14 protein-coding genes are annotated in these 16,138 nt (G+C 43.1%); 5 read left to right on the top strand and 9 right to left on the bottom strand.

The genetic code is table 11. From position 1 onward, the window contains the following. Nucleotides 1-89 precede the first annotated feature (89 nt). From OF158_RS15015 to OF158_RS15030, 4 genes are all read right to left on the bottom strand, one after another. Nucleotides 90-1,736, bottom strand: coding sequence for a copper resistance CopC/CopD family protein (locus OF158_RS15015; RefSeq protein WP_014097041.1), 1,647 nt, complete (start codon nucleotides 1,734-1,736; stop codon nucleotides 90-92). A gap of 411 nt (nucleotides 1,737-2,147) precedes the next feature. Next, nucleotides 2,148-3,071 carry a PfkB family carbohydrate kinase gene (locus OF158_RS15020; protein ID WP_014097039.1) on the bottom strand — a complete coding sequence of 308 codons (924 nt, stop codon included), beginning with the start codon at nucleotides 3,069-3,071 and terminating at the stop codon, nucleotides 2,148-2,150. Between the two features lie 53 nt (nucleotides 3,072-3,124). Further along, a complete protein-coding gene (rpe, locus tag OF158_RS15025) occupies nucleotides 3,125-3,844 on the bottom strand; it encodes a ribulose-phosphate 3-epimerase (protein WP_017552347.1) in 720 nt (239 codons plus the stop codon). A gap of 218 nt (nucleotides 3,845-4,062) precedes the next feature. After that, entirely contained in the window at nucleotides 4,063-5,058 is a 996-nt protein-coding gene (locus tag OF158_RS15030) for a LacI family DNA-binding transcriptional regulator (RefSeq protein WP_014097037.1), read from the bottom strand. Between the two features lie 641 nt (nucleotides 5,059-5,699). On the opposite strand from OF158_RS15030, the gene OF158_RS15035 reads away from it, so the two are divergent. Continuing rightward, on the top strand, nucleotides 5,700-7,157 hold the full coding sequence (locus OF158_RS15035; RefSeq protein ID WP_063613106.1) for a PTS transporter subunit IIC: 1,458 nt from the start codon (nucleotides 5,700-5,702) through the stop codon (nucleotides 7,155-7,157). 248 nt (nucleotides 7,158-7,405) lie between these two features. On the opposite strand, the gene OF158_RS15040 is transcribed toward OF158_RS15035, so the two are convergent. From OF158_RS15040 to OF158_RS15050, 3 genes are all read right to left on the bottom strand, one after another. Next, complete coding sequence (locus tag OF158_RS15040) at nucleotides 7,406-7,735, bottom strand: hypothetical protein (protein WP_014097035.1); 330 nt, start codon at nucleotides 7,733-7,735, stop codon at nucleotides 7,406-7,408. Between the two features lie 454 nt (nucleotides 7,736-8,189). Further along, complete coding sequence (locus OF158_RS15045) at nucleotides 8,190-9,611, bottom strand: sensor histidine kinase (RefSeq protein WP_017552342.1); 1,422 nt, start codon at nucleotides 9,609-9,611, stop codon at nucleotides 8,190-8,192. A 32-nt stretch (nucleotides 9,612-9,643) separates the two neighbouring features. After that, nucleotides 9,644-10,843, bottom strand: a complete 1,200-nt coding sequence (locus OF158_RS15050; protein ID WP_017552341.1) for a beta-ketoacyl synthase N-terminal-like domain-containing protein — start codon at nucleotides 10,841-10,843, stop codon at nucleotides 9,644-9,646. Nucleotides 10,844-11,178: 335 nt separating this feature from the next. Here OF158_RS15050 and OF158_RS15055 point away from each other — a divergent pair, with 335 nt between their 5' ends. Continuing rightward, the gene (locus OF158_RS15055) at nucleotides 11,179-11,379 is read left to right on the top strand and encodes a cold-shock protein (RefSeq protein WP_017552339.1); all 201 of its coding nucleotides are present in this window, start codon (nucleotides 11,179-11,181) and stop codon (nucleotides 11,377-11,379) included. 182 nt (nucleotides 11,380-11,561) lie between these two features. Here OF158_RS15055 and OF158_RS15060 read toward each other — a convergent pair whose 3' ends face one another. After that, complete coding sequence (locus tag OF158_RS15060; protein WP_017552338.1) at nucleotides 11,562-12,137, bottom strand: aminotransferase-like domain-containing protein; 576 nt, start codon at nucleotides 12,135-12,137, stop codon at nucleotides 11,562-11,564. Between the two features lie 200 nt (nucleotides 12,138-12,337). Between OF158_RS15060 and OF158_RS15065 the strand changes: the two genes are divergently transcribed. The 3 genes from OF158_RS15065 to OF158_RS15075 all read left to right on the top strand — a co-directional run bounded on the left by OF158_RS15065 (nucleotide 12,338) and on the right by OF158_RS15075 (nucleotide 14,921). After that, nucleotides 12,338-12,904 (top strand): Fe(II)-2OG oxygenase family protein, encoded by a 567-nt coding sequence (locus OF158_RS15065; protein ID WP_017552337.1) that lies wholly within the window; start codon nucleotides 12,338-12,340, stop codon nucleotides 12,902-12,904. A gap of 271 nt (nucleotides 12,905-13,175) precedes the next feature. Next, a complete protein-coding gene (locus OF158_RS15070) occupies nucleotides 13,176-14,435 on the top strand; it encodes an MFS transporter (protein ID WP_017552336.1) in 1,260 nt (419 codons plus the stop codon). 201 nt (nucleotides 14,436-14,636) lie between these two features. Further along, nucleotides 14,637-14,921, top strand: a complete 285-nt coding sequence (locus tag OF158_RS15075; RefSeq protein WP_017552335.1) for a hypothetical protein — start codon at nucleotides 14,637-14,639, stop codon at nucleotides 14,919-14,921. 1 nt (nucleotide 14,922) lies between these two features. Here OF158_RS15075 and OF158_RS15080 read toward each other — a convergent pair whose 3' ends face one another. Further along, nucleotides 14,923-15,861: a DMT family transporter gene (locus OF158_RS15080; RefSeq protein WP_035183429.1), complete on the bottom strand. Its 939-nt coding sequence runs from the start codon at nucleotides 15,859-15,861 to the stop codon at nucleotides 14,923-14,925. Between the last annotated feature and the right edge of the window lie 277 nt (nucleotides 15,862-16,138).

Here is a 16,138-nt window from a genome sequence, read left to right on the forward strand (position 1 = left end):
GGAAAAATCCAAGTCAATCGTGTTCAAGTCTTTCCAAAACTTAGGCATGCACGTTCCAGCCTAATACAGAGAAACTGATCTTTTTTCCCTCAATCAGGCTGGCTGCCAACATGAACAGAGAAATCCGTGTCGATGGTATTCAAGTCTTTTTTCAAAACGTGGACATGCACGTTCCAATGGCCTGCCATATTGAAATCCATTCCTTTTGCGCGGTAGTAACCGTCTTTGACTTTTTTCAATACTTTCGACTCGCTGCCCATTTCCATTTCAAGCGAAGTAAAAGTTAATGTCACTTGCTCGATATGCTCTATCGGCCGTCCATTGCGGTCTTTCAACGACAATGTAAATGTATTTTCCCCTATCACATTCGGAGTAGCCGAGAACGTCACTTCTTGTTGGTGGACAGTTTTCGTTTCTTTGAACGGTCCGGGTGCCGCCGTCGCAGTCGGTAAGTTTGTCAAAATGACAGAGAGGACAAGTACGGCAATCCCTGTTGCCAGTTCACCCGATACGGATGCAAAAAGTCCTTTTTTTCTGCTTCGCCTTCCGTTCCAAAAATTCAACGCGGCAAGCATGACCATCACGAGAAGCAACAGGATTTTAGCAAACAGCACTTTCCCATAAAAGGTCGTTACGAGTGATCGCAAGTTTGGCACATAGGTGATGCTGCCCAAAACGCCTGTCACAGCAAGAACAACGACAAGGGCAATACCCCATTTTGAAAATGCTCTGATCATCTGAAAATAATGCGGCTTTGTATTCTCATGCCTTGCCAATGGCATAAAGACGGAGAACATAGCCAGGCTGCCAATCCAAATTTCTGCCGAAAGCAAATGGAGAAAATCCAGCGTCACCTGCCATACAGGATGCGGGGCTGATGCAGCATGGCCAATCAACGCTTTGGTGAGCACCCATCCAAGCGCGGGAACGAGTGCTGCAAAAAACAAAGCGGGATTTTTCGTCTTTGAATGGAAAAATACCGAAGCAGCCAAGCACAGCAACAGGGCCATCTGTACCAGCCATATATGCCCAAAAGCCGTACTTGTCGTGAAGCTTTTTAATACGCCGGCATGAAGCACATGGCGCCATGAAGTCGTGAGTTCAATGGACGCCGTTAAAGGCAAGCTCAATAAAGTGCCCACAGCCAGGAACAAAATACCCATTTGCAGCATCTTGCCGGACGCTTTCTTTATATATGGATTGTGGCCGGCCTCCCGCGGAACAATGAACAGGGAAAAGAAAAACATGCCGGCAATACACGCAAAACTGGCATATTGCAGCCAGCGGATCAAAATCAAGTCGATTTTGGGCGTATACCCTGTTTCCGTTCCGGGAGTGGATGGTTGCTTCGCCTCATGTCCGGATCCAACTTGAAAAGGGATAACGCCTTGGACAGGGTGCCCGTCACCGGAAACCGCTTTCCATTGAATTTGATATGTACCTTTTGGCAAATTTGTGCGCAAGCCGCATTCCAAAACAGCCCCATTGCGGGAGTTGATCCTTCCGTCTTTCCGGTCAACCCGCTTCCCATCCTCATCAAATACTTGAATGGAATAATTGACGGGCTGGATTTTTTCATCAAATTGGATGGTCACCTTTTTCGGCGGTGCTTTCCATACTTCATTTTCAGAAGGGCTGGATTTTACGATGTACGCATGCGCAGACGCCATGGAAGGTAAAATCAGCACCCCAAACAAGAGCAAAACGGCAAATAAAAAATACTTTCTAGTCTTCAAATGAACCTCCCTCCTTTCAAAATGAGATACGCGCAATTTTCCCGCGATCAAATCCATCGTATACTTAGAAAAATGCAATAGATACCAGAGGACCGCTCCCCGAGGAAAGACACTATTAGCTTAATACATGATTTCACGATTTACAAATGAGAAGGATTTTCAACAAGTGTTTGTGAAAAAGGAAGTACTTGCCACCCCCGCAATCTGCCAAACATCATTTGGCGCTTTACAGGTGACGGGTACTGTAACGGTAAATGCGTTCCTTTTCTGGGTTCGTTTTCCACATTTCAGTTCTTATGCTTTATACTCATCAAAAGCGATAGAATTTAAAACAAAAGACCTGGTTCCCTTCACATGAAAACCAGGTCTTGCCTTTATGGATCATTTGTCAATGCCTGTGGTGATTTGATCTCAACCGATTGTCAAGCCTTGATATTTTTTTATTTCTTCCAATGTTGGAATCGCGTCTTGTCCGCCGGCACGTGAGACTTTGATACCGGCCGCAACCGATGCAAACCGGGCCGCCGCCACAAGATCGTCCGTATCGATTAGCGCATCGGCAATGGCACCGGCATAGCAGTCGCCTGCCCCAACCGTATCCACAGCCTGCACTTGGATAGAATCGACAAAAGTGATTTTGCCTTGCTGAGAAACAAGGCTGCCTTTGCTTCCCATTTTAACAATGGCATTCGGGACTCCGAGTTCATGAATCTTTTGAGCCGCAAGCAGCGCACTTTCTTTATCCGTCACTTTAATACCCGTGATCGCTTCCGTTTCCTGGCTGTTTGGCAGTACAAGATCAGCATATCGGAAAGCCTCCGGTGTAATGCCGCCAGCCGGTGCCGGATCGAGAATAACATACATGCCGCGTTGTTTTGCCAGCTTCATGGCTGCTAAAATCGACTCTTTGCTTGTTTCCATTTGTATCAATAAAATTTTCGCTTTCAAATTCGCGAAAGCTTTTTCAATATCTTGCCCGGTTAATGCTTCATTGGCGCCGATTGTGCCAACCATCGTGTTTTCCCCTGACTGGTCCACAAGTGCAATAAACGTCCCGGTTCCGGCTTTATCTGTCTTCATAACGCCGGTGACATCCACACCCCGGCTGCGCAAATTTTCAAGCATCTGGTTGCCTGCGCTGTCATTGCCGACCGAACCAACCATTGCAACCTTTTTGCCAAGTGTTGCTGCGCTGGCTGCCTGGTTGGCACCTTTGCCCCCCGGCAGCATTTTAATCGATTGGCAAAATTCCGTATTCCCGTATTTCGGATAAGTTTCACAGTTTACCACAACGTCCATGTTAATGCTTCCTACCACCACAACATCGAATTCCATTGTCGGTTCCTCCTCTGTATGTCCGTTATTAATGATGCAATTGCCACAATGCCTCATCCATATATGCCGGCTGATTTTCGTTTTTCTGATGGTGCCGTGTTCACTGCAGCATGGGCGTCTAATAAGTTTCTCGTACGCTCCACATTTTCCCGCAGCGTGCCTTCCTTTTTAAACACGGCGCTTGTTCCGCACACATACATTGTGGCGCCGTTTTCTTTGCAGGCCGGAATCGTAGATGCACCGATATTCCCGTCTACCTCTATCTCAATATTAAATTTGTTGCGTGTGATAGTTTCATGGAGACGGGCAATTTTATCATACACAGCCGGAATAAATTTCTGGCCGGCAAATCCCGGATTCACCGTCATTACAACAACGTAATCGGTTACGTCATAGACATAATCCAGCACATCAAGCGGCGTTGCTGGATTAATGGCAACACCGGCTTTTAAACCCTTGTTCTTGATCCTGGCAAGTGCTCCCTGCAAATTATCGGTTGCTTCTGCATGAATGGAGATCATATCTGATCCGCAGTCAGCGAATAAATCAATGAATCTTTCAGGCTGTTTAATCATTAAATGTGTATCCAATGGTTTATCAGTCAGCTTTCGGACGGTCCGGATAAAATCGGGTCCAAGTGTGAAATTCGGCACAAATAAGCCGTCCATTACATCAAGATGGTAAAAATCAACACCGGCTTCATCCATCTCTTTTATGTTTTCTGCTAAACGTCCCAAATCTGCACACATCAAAGACGGTCCTATTTTATTCATCTTTTTCACTCCTCGTATAACCCCGCACCATGGGGGGTTTTTCTTTTTAAAACGGAAACCGAAACAGGGGCAACGCCCACTTACATGAAGCTAAAATTGAAAACCTTGCCCCGGACTCATCATTTCCTTTTTTGCTTAACAAATGGGGACGGAAATACCTTCTTCCAAAGAATCAAGGTGCGTTTTTCAGCCCTCCATCCCCCGGAACCTGCCGGCTATCAATCAACCGATGACTCCCGTACAACAAGTTCAGGTTTTACTTCATATTTCCTCGGTTTTTCGTTTTCGTTCCGGATTAACCGGATCAATTCCTCAATCGCCAGCCGGCCTGCCTTATGTTTTTGCTGGTCAACCGTCGATAACTGCGGCGTAGAGAATCGCGAAAACTGGATATTATCATAGCCAACGATTTTAATATCGGAAGGCACTTTTAACCCGGCTTCCGTACAAGCGCGGATGGCCCCTAACGCCATGGCATCGTTCGAACTGAAAATGCCGTCAAAGGACGCTCCGCTTTTTATCAGGCCTTTCACCGCTTCATATCCGCTTTCCATGCTGAAATTCCCGTAAACGACCTGTGGCACTTGCCCATGCCCATCCTCTTTTAAAACTTCCAGGTAGCCGGTTAAACGGTCATTTGCACTTTTTTCATCTTTCGGGCCCGACAGATGGACAATTTTACGGCATCCGCCTTCTTTTATAAGATGCCGTACCGCAAGCCTTGCTCCTTTTTTATGATCCACCGTAATGGAAGAATAAGGGTGGTCCGACTGCGACCTGTCGATGGTAATGGTACGGACTCCCCGGCTTTCAAGGAAATCGAGATCTTTTGTTTTCACGTACAGTGAATTAATAATCGCACCTGTTACATAGCTGCTTAGAACGGAATCCAAGTAGTATTTTACTTTTGAACGTTCATCATCGCTGTTGCATAAATACACATGGTAACCATAAGCATTGGCAGCTTCCTCAATCGCCTTCACCAATTCCGGAAAAAAAGGATTTTCCAACGAAGGAATCAGCAAAGCAATTAAGTTTGTATTTCCTTTTGATAAACTTTTTGCCAATGTATTAGGCTTATAGTTCATTTCTTCTGCTATTTTACGTACGCGTTCAATCGTTTCCGGGCTGGCTTCGCCTTTATTGTTCAAAATTCTGGATACCGTTGCCGTTGAAACACCAGCTGCTTTTGCCACATCGCGTATTGTTACCATGAGCATAAACTCCTTTTCGTCTTACGTAACCGATTACGTTACTAATGTAAGCCTTTTTCTTTATTTTGTCAACGGTTTCTTTTTGTAAAATCATTTTTTCTGTATATTTCCCGGTTTCCTTCTAATATTAGATGCTCATGACATATTAAATAGGGCACCCGCGGAAGAATGAAAATTAGCCGGTTAATATTTTCAAGAATTCGATTTACCAGCAACATGCATTTCAACAGCAGATATAAAATGAACTTAAATTTTTCGTGCCAACATTTAATGATGATCAGAATAGACATTGCTTCATATAAAGAAATAGTAATCACTTCTATAGCTGCAAAAAACGTTTGATTTCTCCTCTCCCTCAACTTTTGCGTACAAAGTTCTATGCATTTATGTTAGCAAAAGCCGCCAGAATTGTGCCAAGCCTAAACTTTTTGCCTATTCAACGCTGGCTGAAAAGCGAAAGCCGTTCCATTTTCCCGCAAAAAGGCCGCCTTTCAGAAAAGGGATCAAAATGCTAGAGGAAATTTGGATATATTTTCTTTTATGAAAACGGTTGAATTTTTTTTGGGAGTTTGCTATATTATAGACAATCCTTTTTGTTTCGTTTACGTAACCGGTTACGAGGCAAAAGGAGGGACACAACCATGATGATTGTCGATAAATTAAACGAAGGTTTTCGCTTTTTTATAGACTTAGGCGCACCAGCCATGATGTTTTTTATCATTACCATTTTATCTTTGTGTGTAGGCGTATCCATCTCGCGTTCCATTGAAGGCGGGATTCGGATGGCATTGGCGCTCACAGGTATGAGTGCCGTCATCTCATTATTGACAAGTGCGTTCGGCCCGGCCCTTCAAAACTTTGTGAAGGCAACCGGCGTATCGCTTGGCATTACCGACCTAGGATGGGCGCCGCTCGCGGTCATCACCTGGGGATCGATTTACACACTTTATTTTGCTTTTATTTGTCTCATCACAAACTTCATTCTTTTGATTACGAAGACAACCAGCACATTAAATGTCGACCTGTTTAACATTTGGAACATTTCCGTTCTTGGATTGCTCATTTTGCATTACTCCGGAAACAATATGATTGTCACAACTTTGTTTGTCGCATTTGTTTACGCGCTCATGCTGATCAATTCGGATGTCATGAAACCAACTATTAATGAGCTCCTTGATTATGACCAAACCAATATTACAACAACGGCACACCCGTCATTGTTAGTCGCTCCAGTTGCGATGGTGTTTAACAAGGTGATTGACAAATTTCTCCCGTTTATTGATAAGTTTGACTTTAATGCCGAAACCCTCAATAAAAAAATCGGTTTCTGGGGAAGCAAATTTGCGATTGGTGCATACCTCGGGATTTTCATCGGTTTATTGGGGCAGCAATCTCTCAAAGATACTTTTGCGCTTGCTTTTACCGCAGGGGTTTCGCTTGAATTGTTTGCTTTTGTCGGCGGATGGTTTGCCCCGGCGATTGACCCGCTATCAGACGGGATTACCCAAATCATGAGCAAGCGATTGCGCGGAAGAAAACTTTTAATCGCCATTGACTGGCCGATTCTTGCCCCAAGAGCAGAAGTTTGGGCGGTAGCCAACATTCTTGCGCCGATTCTGTTAGTGGAAGCCATGTTTTTACCAGGAAACCACGTCTTGCCGCTTGGAGGGATTTTGCTGACGGTGCTGACGCCGGCACTCTTGATTGTTACCCGTGGAAGAGTGATCCGGATGACCATTATCGGAACGGTGATGATCCCATTGTTCCTTTGGGGGGCAACACTCATTGCCAAATTCTTAACATCAGCATCGATTGCCATGCACAGTTTTCCGGCAGGGCTTTCAAAAGGCGCACTCTTCTCATCTGTTGACTCGGATCCAATTGAGAAAATGCTCGCCATCTTGTTTGGGAAAGCAGCTAATACGCTGGATTTGAAGCTTATTGCTTTTTCCATTCTGGCACTGGCCGGATACATCCTGCTGTTTGCCTGGTACCATAAACAAATGCGGAAAAGAAACGCAGCCATTGACGAGACGATCCAAGCACAATCCGCCCAAAACCAAAGTTCCAGTGTAAAAAAAGTGCTTAAAGCGGAATAATTGAGAAATACCGCCCTGAAAACGGAAAGAGGTTTTCAGGGCTTTTTTAGCTATGGGCGGCTCTTCATCAATTTCCCAAACGGCAGACAAATATTTGCACGCTGACAATTTACCGTCTTTGTTTCACGGCTTGGGCATCGTTCACTGGGGATTTCATCCATCTCCCGTCCGTGCGTTCTCTCCCATCAGCAAAGCGCTTCACCTCCCCTGCCGCCGGCTTGCGTTTCGAAGCGGCAGGGCTTATTTTCCTATATCCATAGCAGCACTCCCTTTTTTACAAGATTCACCAATATTCCCTTGTTTTTAAACTTCGGGTATGCGATCAGCCGGTTCAGATCTTTTACGGTTAATGCAGAAGGCGGGATGGCGAGTTCGTATTCGCCCCGCAACTGATATACGAGTGACAGCGCATATTCCGTTTGTTTAGGTGTCAGTGAATAATCTTCCGCACTGGCAGTCTGCCCGGCTTTTGTTTTGCCCATTTCAGCCAAAAGCGCTTTTAATTTGGCATCGACAAGTGCTTCTATTTTTTCCTGGCTGATTTGCTCCTTATCCCGCCTTTTAAGCCATTTTTCCAAAAACCCTCTAAGCAATGACTTTCTTCAAAAATTGTCCCTGATACTATTTTACCAAGCCGGCCAGGGATTTTTCTATATTTTTAGTGTAATATGTATTTTCATAGGAAAATTGTCGCAGCCGGTATAGTATAATGAGTAAACAAGATGGTTTGGAAGGAATTGGAATGGCCGTTACGATTCCTGAGTCAATCAGGTCTTCCGCAACAGCGGGAGAGCGCTGTTGTTCCGTGCGCTGAAACCATCCGGAAAGCACGGTTAGAAAGAAACGGTTTTGCGGAAGCAGGTCAGCCAATAAGCATTGCTGGGCGCAAAAGCAGGAAAAAAATCGATGTGCAAAAACGGCGGGACACTTTATGTTGCCCGCCGTTTTGGATGGCAATACGATGGAAATCCCCGCCAGATTTGGCGGTTGCCGCGCATTTCAGGCTCCGGCCCGTTTTCCAAAAGCGAAGTGCTAGTCCATGTTTAATATCCCGTTTTGTGGAATCTCAATTTGAAAATGGGTTCCTTCCGTTGAACTTTCAACGATCCGGATATTGCCGAGATGCTCTATAACGATCTTTTTTACATAAGGCAAGCCTAATCCCATTCCTTCAGATTTCAACGACAAAAAAGGGTTAAAAACACTTTCCCATTGTTCCTGCCCAATCCCTGTGCCGGTATCTTTAAAATGAATCATAATCATTTCCTGGTCCACTTCAATCTGGATCGCAATTCTCTTGTCTTTTCTATCTTCAGGAATCGCCTCTATGCTGTTTTTAATGAGATTGATAAAAACTTGTTTCAAGTTTGCTTTATTGACGTACGCATCAAGGGAATGATAACAATTCTTCAGTTCAACTTCAATATGATGTTCTGTTAAAATGACTTGGGAAAACGCAAGAGACTCCCTGATAATCGATTCCAGATTTTCTTTCTTAAAAGTGGTGGAAGATGACTTCAAATACGTCTTGTAGTTATCTACTAAGTCATCTAAATGCTCAGAGGATTTTTCTATCATATTCAAATAAACTTTATCTTTTTCATCCATACCGGCGCTTGCATTTAACATTTGGGAAAAGCCCTTAATGATTTGATTCGCATTTTTTACTTCATGAATCAAACTTCCGGCTAAGTTGCCGGTATAATCCAATTTCATCTGCCTTTCCATAAGTTCATAATAGTTCGCCTTTATATTGGCACCTAACTTTATGAACTCCATGACGATCAAGGTTGAGAAAATGATCACCCCGATGCTGCTGGAAATACCGCCGGTTTCAGGAGAGAAGTTTAAAAAACCGAATATGTATAAAAGCAGGGAATACAGGCTAAACCTTGCCAAGAATCTTTTCATATTTTGATTTACCATTCTTTTCGTCATCAAAAATATAAGGATTAAAAACAGTAAGAAGCTGCCCATATGTAAAATATACAGCCAGATCAGCGGCCCGTATTCAGGAAATAAAAAGATGGCATTTTCTCCATTTTTATGCGCCACATACAGGTCTTTTGTACCTAAACTTGTCCAGTTTATAAAATAAATAACCGTACTCCAGAAAATTAAAAAATATAAAACCTTTTGATTGAGTAAAACATTCGATAGTTTGTCCAGCCATTTCCGTCCTGCCAGAAGTGTCGGCTGGCCTTTTATAATAGAAAAAGCAATGTAATATACAACTGGTATGGAAAAAGTCGTCCCGCCTCGAAGAAATTTAAAAAGAACAAGGATCGTTTCCTTGCTTAATACTTTTCCGAGAAAAAGGACGCCGATATCGAATTGCCAGGCCGTGATCAAAAGCATATAGAATCCCAATACCAAAGACAGCTTTAACTCTTTATATAATGATTGCATGCTCACGGCCAGGACAATCGGAATGAATCCTATCGTAAAAATCAATACCCCAATAACGATAGTACCTCATCCCCTTTCTAACTCTTGATGTATTTCTTCATATAGGCACATGCGTTATTGCCGCCAAATCCATGGTTGGTGATGGCCACTTCATGAACCTCCCGATAGATGGTCTCTGTTATAATATTCATTTCTTCATACCCGCGTCTGGTTGTTCGGATTGTTGGCGGGATAAAGCCGTATTGCAAACTTAAAAGCGATGAAATGACTTGTAATATGCCAATGACGCCAAAAGGATTGCCATACATGCTTTTGATTGAAGTATAGGGAACTTCATGGTTAAACAACTGTTTGGAACAGCGCTGCTCGATTTGGTCGTTCAGTTCAATGCCAAGTGCCTGGCTGTTGATGTAATCCGGCATTCTTCCCATTGTGACTTCTTTTAATGCGTTTAACATTTGGTCCCCGGATTCGTCCAATGAAAAAATATTGATCCCATCATTATTGGAAACGACATCAACTATTTCGCCTTTTATATCTGCTTTTCGTTGAACGGCATCTTCTTCCCTTTCCAGCACGATTGCCCCTGCCGCTTCTGACATTGCAAACCCCTTGCTTCCTTTTTGAAACGGCACAGCGCCTTCTTCAAGCGTCTGGTTAAGCGGGATCGTTTTTGTTTTTGCAAACGCATAAGTCGTCGCATTACATATAGGGCTGTCCGTTCCGCCAACAATGGCCACATCCACTTTTCCACTTTTCAAGTAAAGGATTGCATCTTCTACTGCTTCCAAACTGGATGTGCAACCTGTTGTAATCGTTTTTTCGACGCCCCTAGCCCCGATATAATGGCCAATGGCAGCCGTGATACTATGGTAATTCGCATAGTGGGAGAAGATGAGTGATACTTTTCGATACAGTTCTTGATTGGCGTAGTGGATGGAATCCTGGTACAGTTTCTCTCCCGTAGCACCAAGGGATGATCCAAAAAACAAGCCTACTTTTTTATGCCGGACATCCAGCCCGGAAGACGCAATTGCTTCTTTTACTGCAGCAACCCCCATTTTTGTTACTTTCGGGAGGCGCTTTAGTTTATCATCTGCTTCTATTTGTTCCAGGTCTTCATCTTGGATAAGCCCAGCAATGGTTGATTCTCCTTTTGGCCCCATGCCCTCCACCACTTTTAATGTACAAACGCCGTTTTTCAAGTTAAACAAATACTGATCAATGCTCCTCGTATTTGGTGCAAATATCCCGTACCCAGTACATACTATTTTCATAACGGCCCCACCTATCGAGTATTTTACTTGTCTATTATAGCAAAAACACGGTCATTTTTATTTATTGTTTTGAAAAAATACAATGGTTTTGCAAATTGTGTTGCCCCTTACATGAAAATGATTTCTTTTAAAGCTGCCCATCCATGCACAGGCGGATGGATTACAACAATTTTTTAAAAAATAGTTGCAATCTCCTCCCGCCTGAGGTATACTAAAGAAGAATTATTTTTGTTCGGTGTAAAGAATGGCATAGTGAATGACTTTTCATCTTGATGACCACCTTGGACAAGGATAGTAACACATTGTGTGCAGTTGCACACCAGGAGGCAATATAAATGGAACAAGGTACAGTAAAATGGTTTAACGCAGATAAGGGCTTTGGCTTTATTGAACGAAATGGTGCAGACGATGTATTCGTTCACTTCTCTGCTATCCAAGGTGAGGGCTTCAAAACTTTAGACGAAGGTCAAAAAGTATCTTTTGATGTTGAACAAGGTGCTCGCGGACCGCAAGCTGCAAACGTTGAAAAAGCTTAATATAGAAAATGATAAAAAACAGGCTCTGATAAGGAGGGCCTGTTTTTTTATTTCTTCAAAATCAAAAACACGCTCACTTATGTAGCAGGAAGCTGAAACAAAAAGACGCCCATGCCATTTGGCACCTGTAACAGAATAAAAAACAGCCCCCACAAATTTTCAGCACAAGCATTGATGTTTGATTAACCGTAATCAGCTAGTAATGCCTTCATTGTCAGGATTCCCTCTTCCATTTCTTCAAAACTCGGATATGCGAAGGACAATCGAACCGTATGGTGATGATCATCATAAATAAATCCAGGATTTATCAATACGCCAGAGTTTAAACATTCCTTGAATAATTTTCTTGTATCTATATTACCTTTAAAAGCTACCCATATGAAAAATCCGCCTGAAGGTTTGGACCACGTTGCATAATCTGCCAAATGCCGGTTTAGCAATTGTAATAGAAAATCTCTTTTTTGTTTCAACCGGGTTCTGGTCCTTTCCATATGTTTATCGTATAATCCCGAAGAGAGCATTTCTAATACCAGCATTTGCGACACATAGCTGGAGCCGTAATCCAGTTGCATTCTTAAGTCACTGAGGCGTTTTATTACACTTTCAGGGCCTGCCAGCCAACCGATCCTTAGACCGGCTGCAATTGTTTTCGAAAAACTTCCAATATACAATACCTGTCCCTGTGGATCAAATGTTTTTAAAGGGGGCGGGGCGGGTTCATCGATCCATAAATCCCGGTAAATATCGTCCTCAATCACGTGCAGCTGAAAGTATTGGCTTTTTTTTCATCAGTAGTTGTCTCTTCTGCATTGACATCACGGTTTTGGAAAATCTACCAGTAGATGATTCAGTCCTGTATACTCCCCATCCACAGGTGTTCACACCGGAGGCTAAGACAGGATTCATTAGCGAAAATTTGATAATGGCAGTGGGAGCATTAGTGGGGGAGCCATATTCAATGCTACATGAAGGGCATAATATTGTGAATAATTTAATTCCCTCCATAAAAGAAAAGAAAGAATATACCGGCCTTGGATCAGAAGTTGAGTTGGATTTCCACATAGAGAACGCTGCTTTAAATTTTATGGGTAATATGAACTTTTCTCCATGTGGTTTGATCCTAATGGGTGTACGTCATGATCCGGAACGACCTCTCACCAGAGTTTCTGATGCTCGCGAAGCACTAGCTCTCTTGTCGCAAAACGATATTGATCAACTGTCATTGCCACTCTATCATATCAAGGTTCCATATCGTTGGCGTTCATCGATACCGGGTGAACTGCAAGAAACGGAGTTAGTACCACTTATTCAGGGTAACATCGGCCTTCCAGAGGTAGCCGTTGCTTTCTATCCTGACATGGTTAGGCCAATCAATGATACAGCAGCTAATGCTTTGAATAATTTTCATAATGCAATACGCAAAGTATCCTTTGGCATTAATGTATCTCCAGGCCGTCTGGTGTATATTGATAATCGTTTTACACTTCATTCACGTGATTCCTCTAAACCCAGTTTTGATGAATAGGGTGGCCTACTTCGATGGGTGCAACGTGTTATTGTGGCCCCAAACCTATGGAACCACCGCAATCTTAACCATGTAAAAGAACGCGTTTTTAAACCTGTTTTTTCATCAGCTGCGGTTTAATTTGAAAATTTCAGTCAAATGGTTAAAATAACATTTAAGAAAGGCTGCAAATTGCTTGTTAAAGAGTATTGCAGTCTTTTCCTTGTTGTTATACCGGGTATGATTTTTCAATAAGTTATTTATAGTATAGTAATAAGAAAGGAAGGGATTTATGATGCTACCACGCCCAATGGCTCAAAACCATACATATAAATGGGTGATTCTTTTTATTGCAACATTCTCACAAACTTGTGCTACGTTTGTCACTTATGGGATGGGACCATTGGCAACTTTTTATCAAAAACAGTATAGCTTATCTCAGTTCGAGACAGGGTTAATCGTATCAGCAGTGAACATTGGCCCCATTTTTTCCATGCTTATTTTCGGAAACCTGATGGATAAGTATGGAGAAAAGTGGATAGTCGGAACAGGCTCAATCCTTCTCGGAATGAATGTATTCATCGCTTCTACAACAGACAAATATGTATGGTTATTAATCATTTTAATGTTTGTAGGGATATGGTACGGAACGGCACAGCCAGGAGGAAGCAGCGCAATTATAAAGTGGTTTCCTAACCAGCACAGAGGTTTGGCAATGGGAATCCGCCAAACAGGCATCCCCATTGGCGGAGCACTAGCCTCAGCCATCTTACCTTACTTTTATTTTCGTTATGGGTTATCGGCAGCCATTTTGGCGCAAGCCACAGTGGCTATTTTGGGTGGATTCATTTTTCTCATTTTTTACAAAGACCGGCAAGAAAACAAGAATCCAAAAGCGCAATACGGCTTCATGGAAAAAATAAACAAAATAAAAAACAACGCTGAACTTTATCCTGTGTTTTTTATTGGTATTACGATGATTTCCTTACAATTGATTATCGTAGCCCATTTAATGAGCTATCTTACGAATACGTTACAATTCGGTCTGAACCTATCAGGGCTATTTTTAAGTTTAGCCTTAGTAGGAGGGATGGTTGGAAGAGTCATATTGGCCTGGATCAGTGATACCGTATTTAAAGGGAATCGAAGCAAGCCATTACAACTCACCATTTGGTTAACGGTAATATGTATAGCCTGTTTGGTATTTCTCCCAGCCTCTATTCCTTTATGGATCACCAGCTTATTATGTTTCCTGCTTGGATTTCTAGGAATGGGATGGTTCAGTTTATTTATTGTTTTAGTGTCAGAAAAATCAAACCCGCATTTTATCGGTTTAACCGTGAGCTTTGCATTAACTTTGAATCAGTTTTTCATTGTTATCTCGCCGGCTTTGTTCGGAATTCTAGTAGATTATTTTAAAAGCTATAGAATTCCCTTTTTATTACTGGCATTTTCCATCTTTATAGGGGGAATATGGTTATGGGTTACAGAACGTAATCGTGACTTGAAAAACCACGGCACACGCCCATTCGAAAACGAAAATAAGCCATAGCATCCCCAAAAAAGCACTTAAAGGAAAGAAAAAATAGACTTGCTTAGAACACGATAAACTTTCCGGAACCTTCATTTGAAATTTGTTAAATGATGCCTTTGAAACAGCGGGGTTCAAGCCCAGCCGGTTATAAAGGCGCGCTTTTTGTCTCATCCTCTTCGCCAAAAGCGTACCTTTACAGCACCGCCCAAGGGAATGGGCATGGCAAAATACATGTCCAGGCTGTCGGGGATTGCTTTTGAAGGCGACTTTACACACCACAGCATCGGAATCATCAGCCTGTTCCTCTTAGGCGACAAAGAAATCAGCACAGCCGCAAAAGCCGAAAAGATGGGCAAAAAGTACAGGCAGATTACCTGCACTTCAGGCAGCCGGAGCAAGGGCTGGAAAAATGCCGTATTCGTTAAAAGAAATGATGCACATGTTTTGAACCTGTTTTTCCTGCCGGGGATTGCGCAATTGGAAAAACAAGCAGAACAGGTATGAACTAAAACATCTTGATTAAAATTACACCGGAAAGCATGATGGCGAGGCCCAATATTTGGACGGGCACAATTCTTCTCTTTAACGATTTAAACAGACCGAATCGTTCCACTACAAGGCTTCCGGCAATCTGGCCGAACAGTGCCAGGATCACGGTTTGCCCTGTGCCAATATGATCGACAAGCAACACGTTAATCAAAATGTACAGCCCGCCGATGATGCCGCCAAGCCATACCCACCATGGAGCGGATTGCTTAACCGGCTCCTTGATATTCATAAAACTGCGGTCTTTTATGCCAACGATAAGGACGAGCACCACAGAACCGACAAAAAATGAAATGAAGGCAGCGTGAACTGGAGAATGGAGCACTGTGCCCAGCTTTCCGTTTATTGCTGCCTGGACAGCCATAATCATACCGGCCGTGATTCCCAACAGCCGCCAAATCCATATATTTTCTCCCTTTCGCTCTTCTATGGCAGAATGGCGCTTTGCAATGGCTTCCGGGACAACGACTGCAAACACTACCCCTGCAAGGACAAGAAATACGCCAATCGCCCTGTTTATGCCGAACGATTGTCTAATAGAGTGAAACCAGCCGAATTGGTCGATGAGCATCCCCATGAGAATCATGCCTAAAATTGGCATGACAGTCGTTTGTACACTTCCCAGTTTGGGAAAAAGGAGAATATTGGAAGTCAGCCCGATCACACCGCAAATACCACCAAACCAGATCCAAACAGGCTGGTTCAAGAAAAGACTGGTAGGTACCCCTAAAGGTGTCCGGCTTACAGCTGTTGCAGCGGCCAAAAAGACAGTTCCAACCAGAAATGAAATCATGGAAGCCAAAAAGGGAGATACAACAAACTTTCTTAATTGGGAATTGATAGCTGTTTGTACAGCCAAACCAAATCCAATTGCAATGCCTGAAAAAACTGCGAACATGACGCCCTCCTTTAGCATGCCATTTTCAAACGAATCGTTTTGCCCGGATCCGCGCCGAACACTTCCTAAGCACTAATCAATTCAGGTTCAATTGCATTGCTTCCAGGCGCATATTTAGGGCTTGCTGAACGAATCCGATTCTGAATTTGCACCCAATTTGTCTGCAAACTCCGTCGCAAAATATATGCGAAAATGCGTAAGTTTGTCTTCTCCATTACGTTGAATCGGCTTTCGCGTGCAAACTTTTTCTTGGGTTTGTTGTAAAACCCTTGCATTG

Source organism: Weizmannia sp. WK01 (assembly GCF_025905465.1).
GTDB lineage: Bacteria > Bacillota > Bacilli > Bacillales > Bacillaceae_C > Weizmannia > Weizmannia faecalis.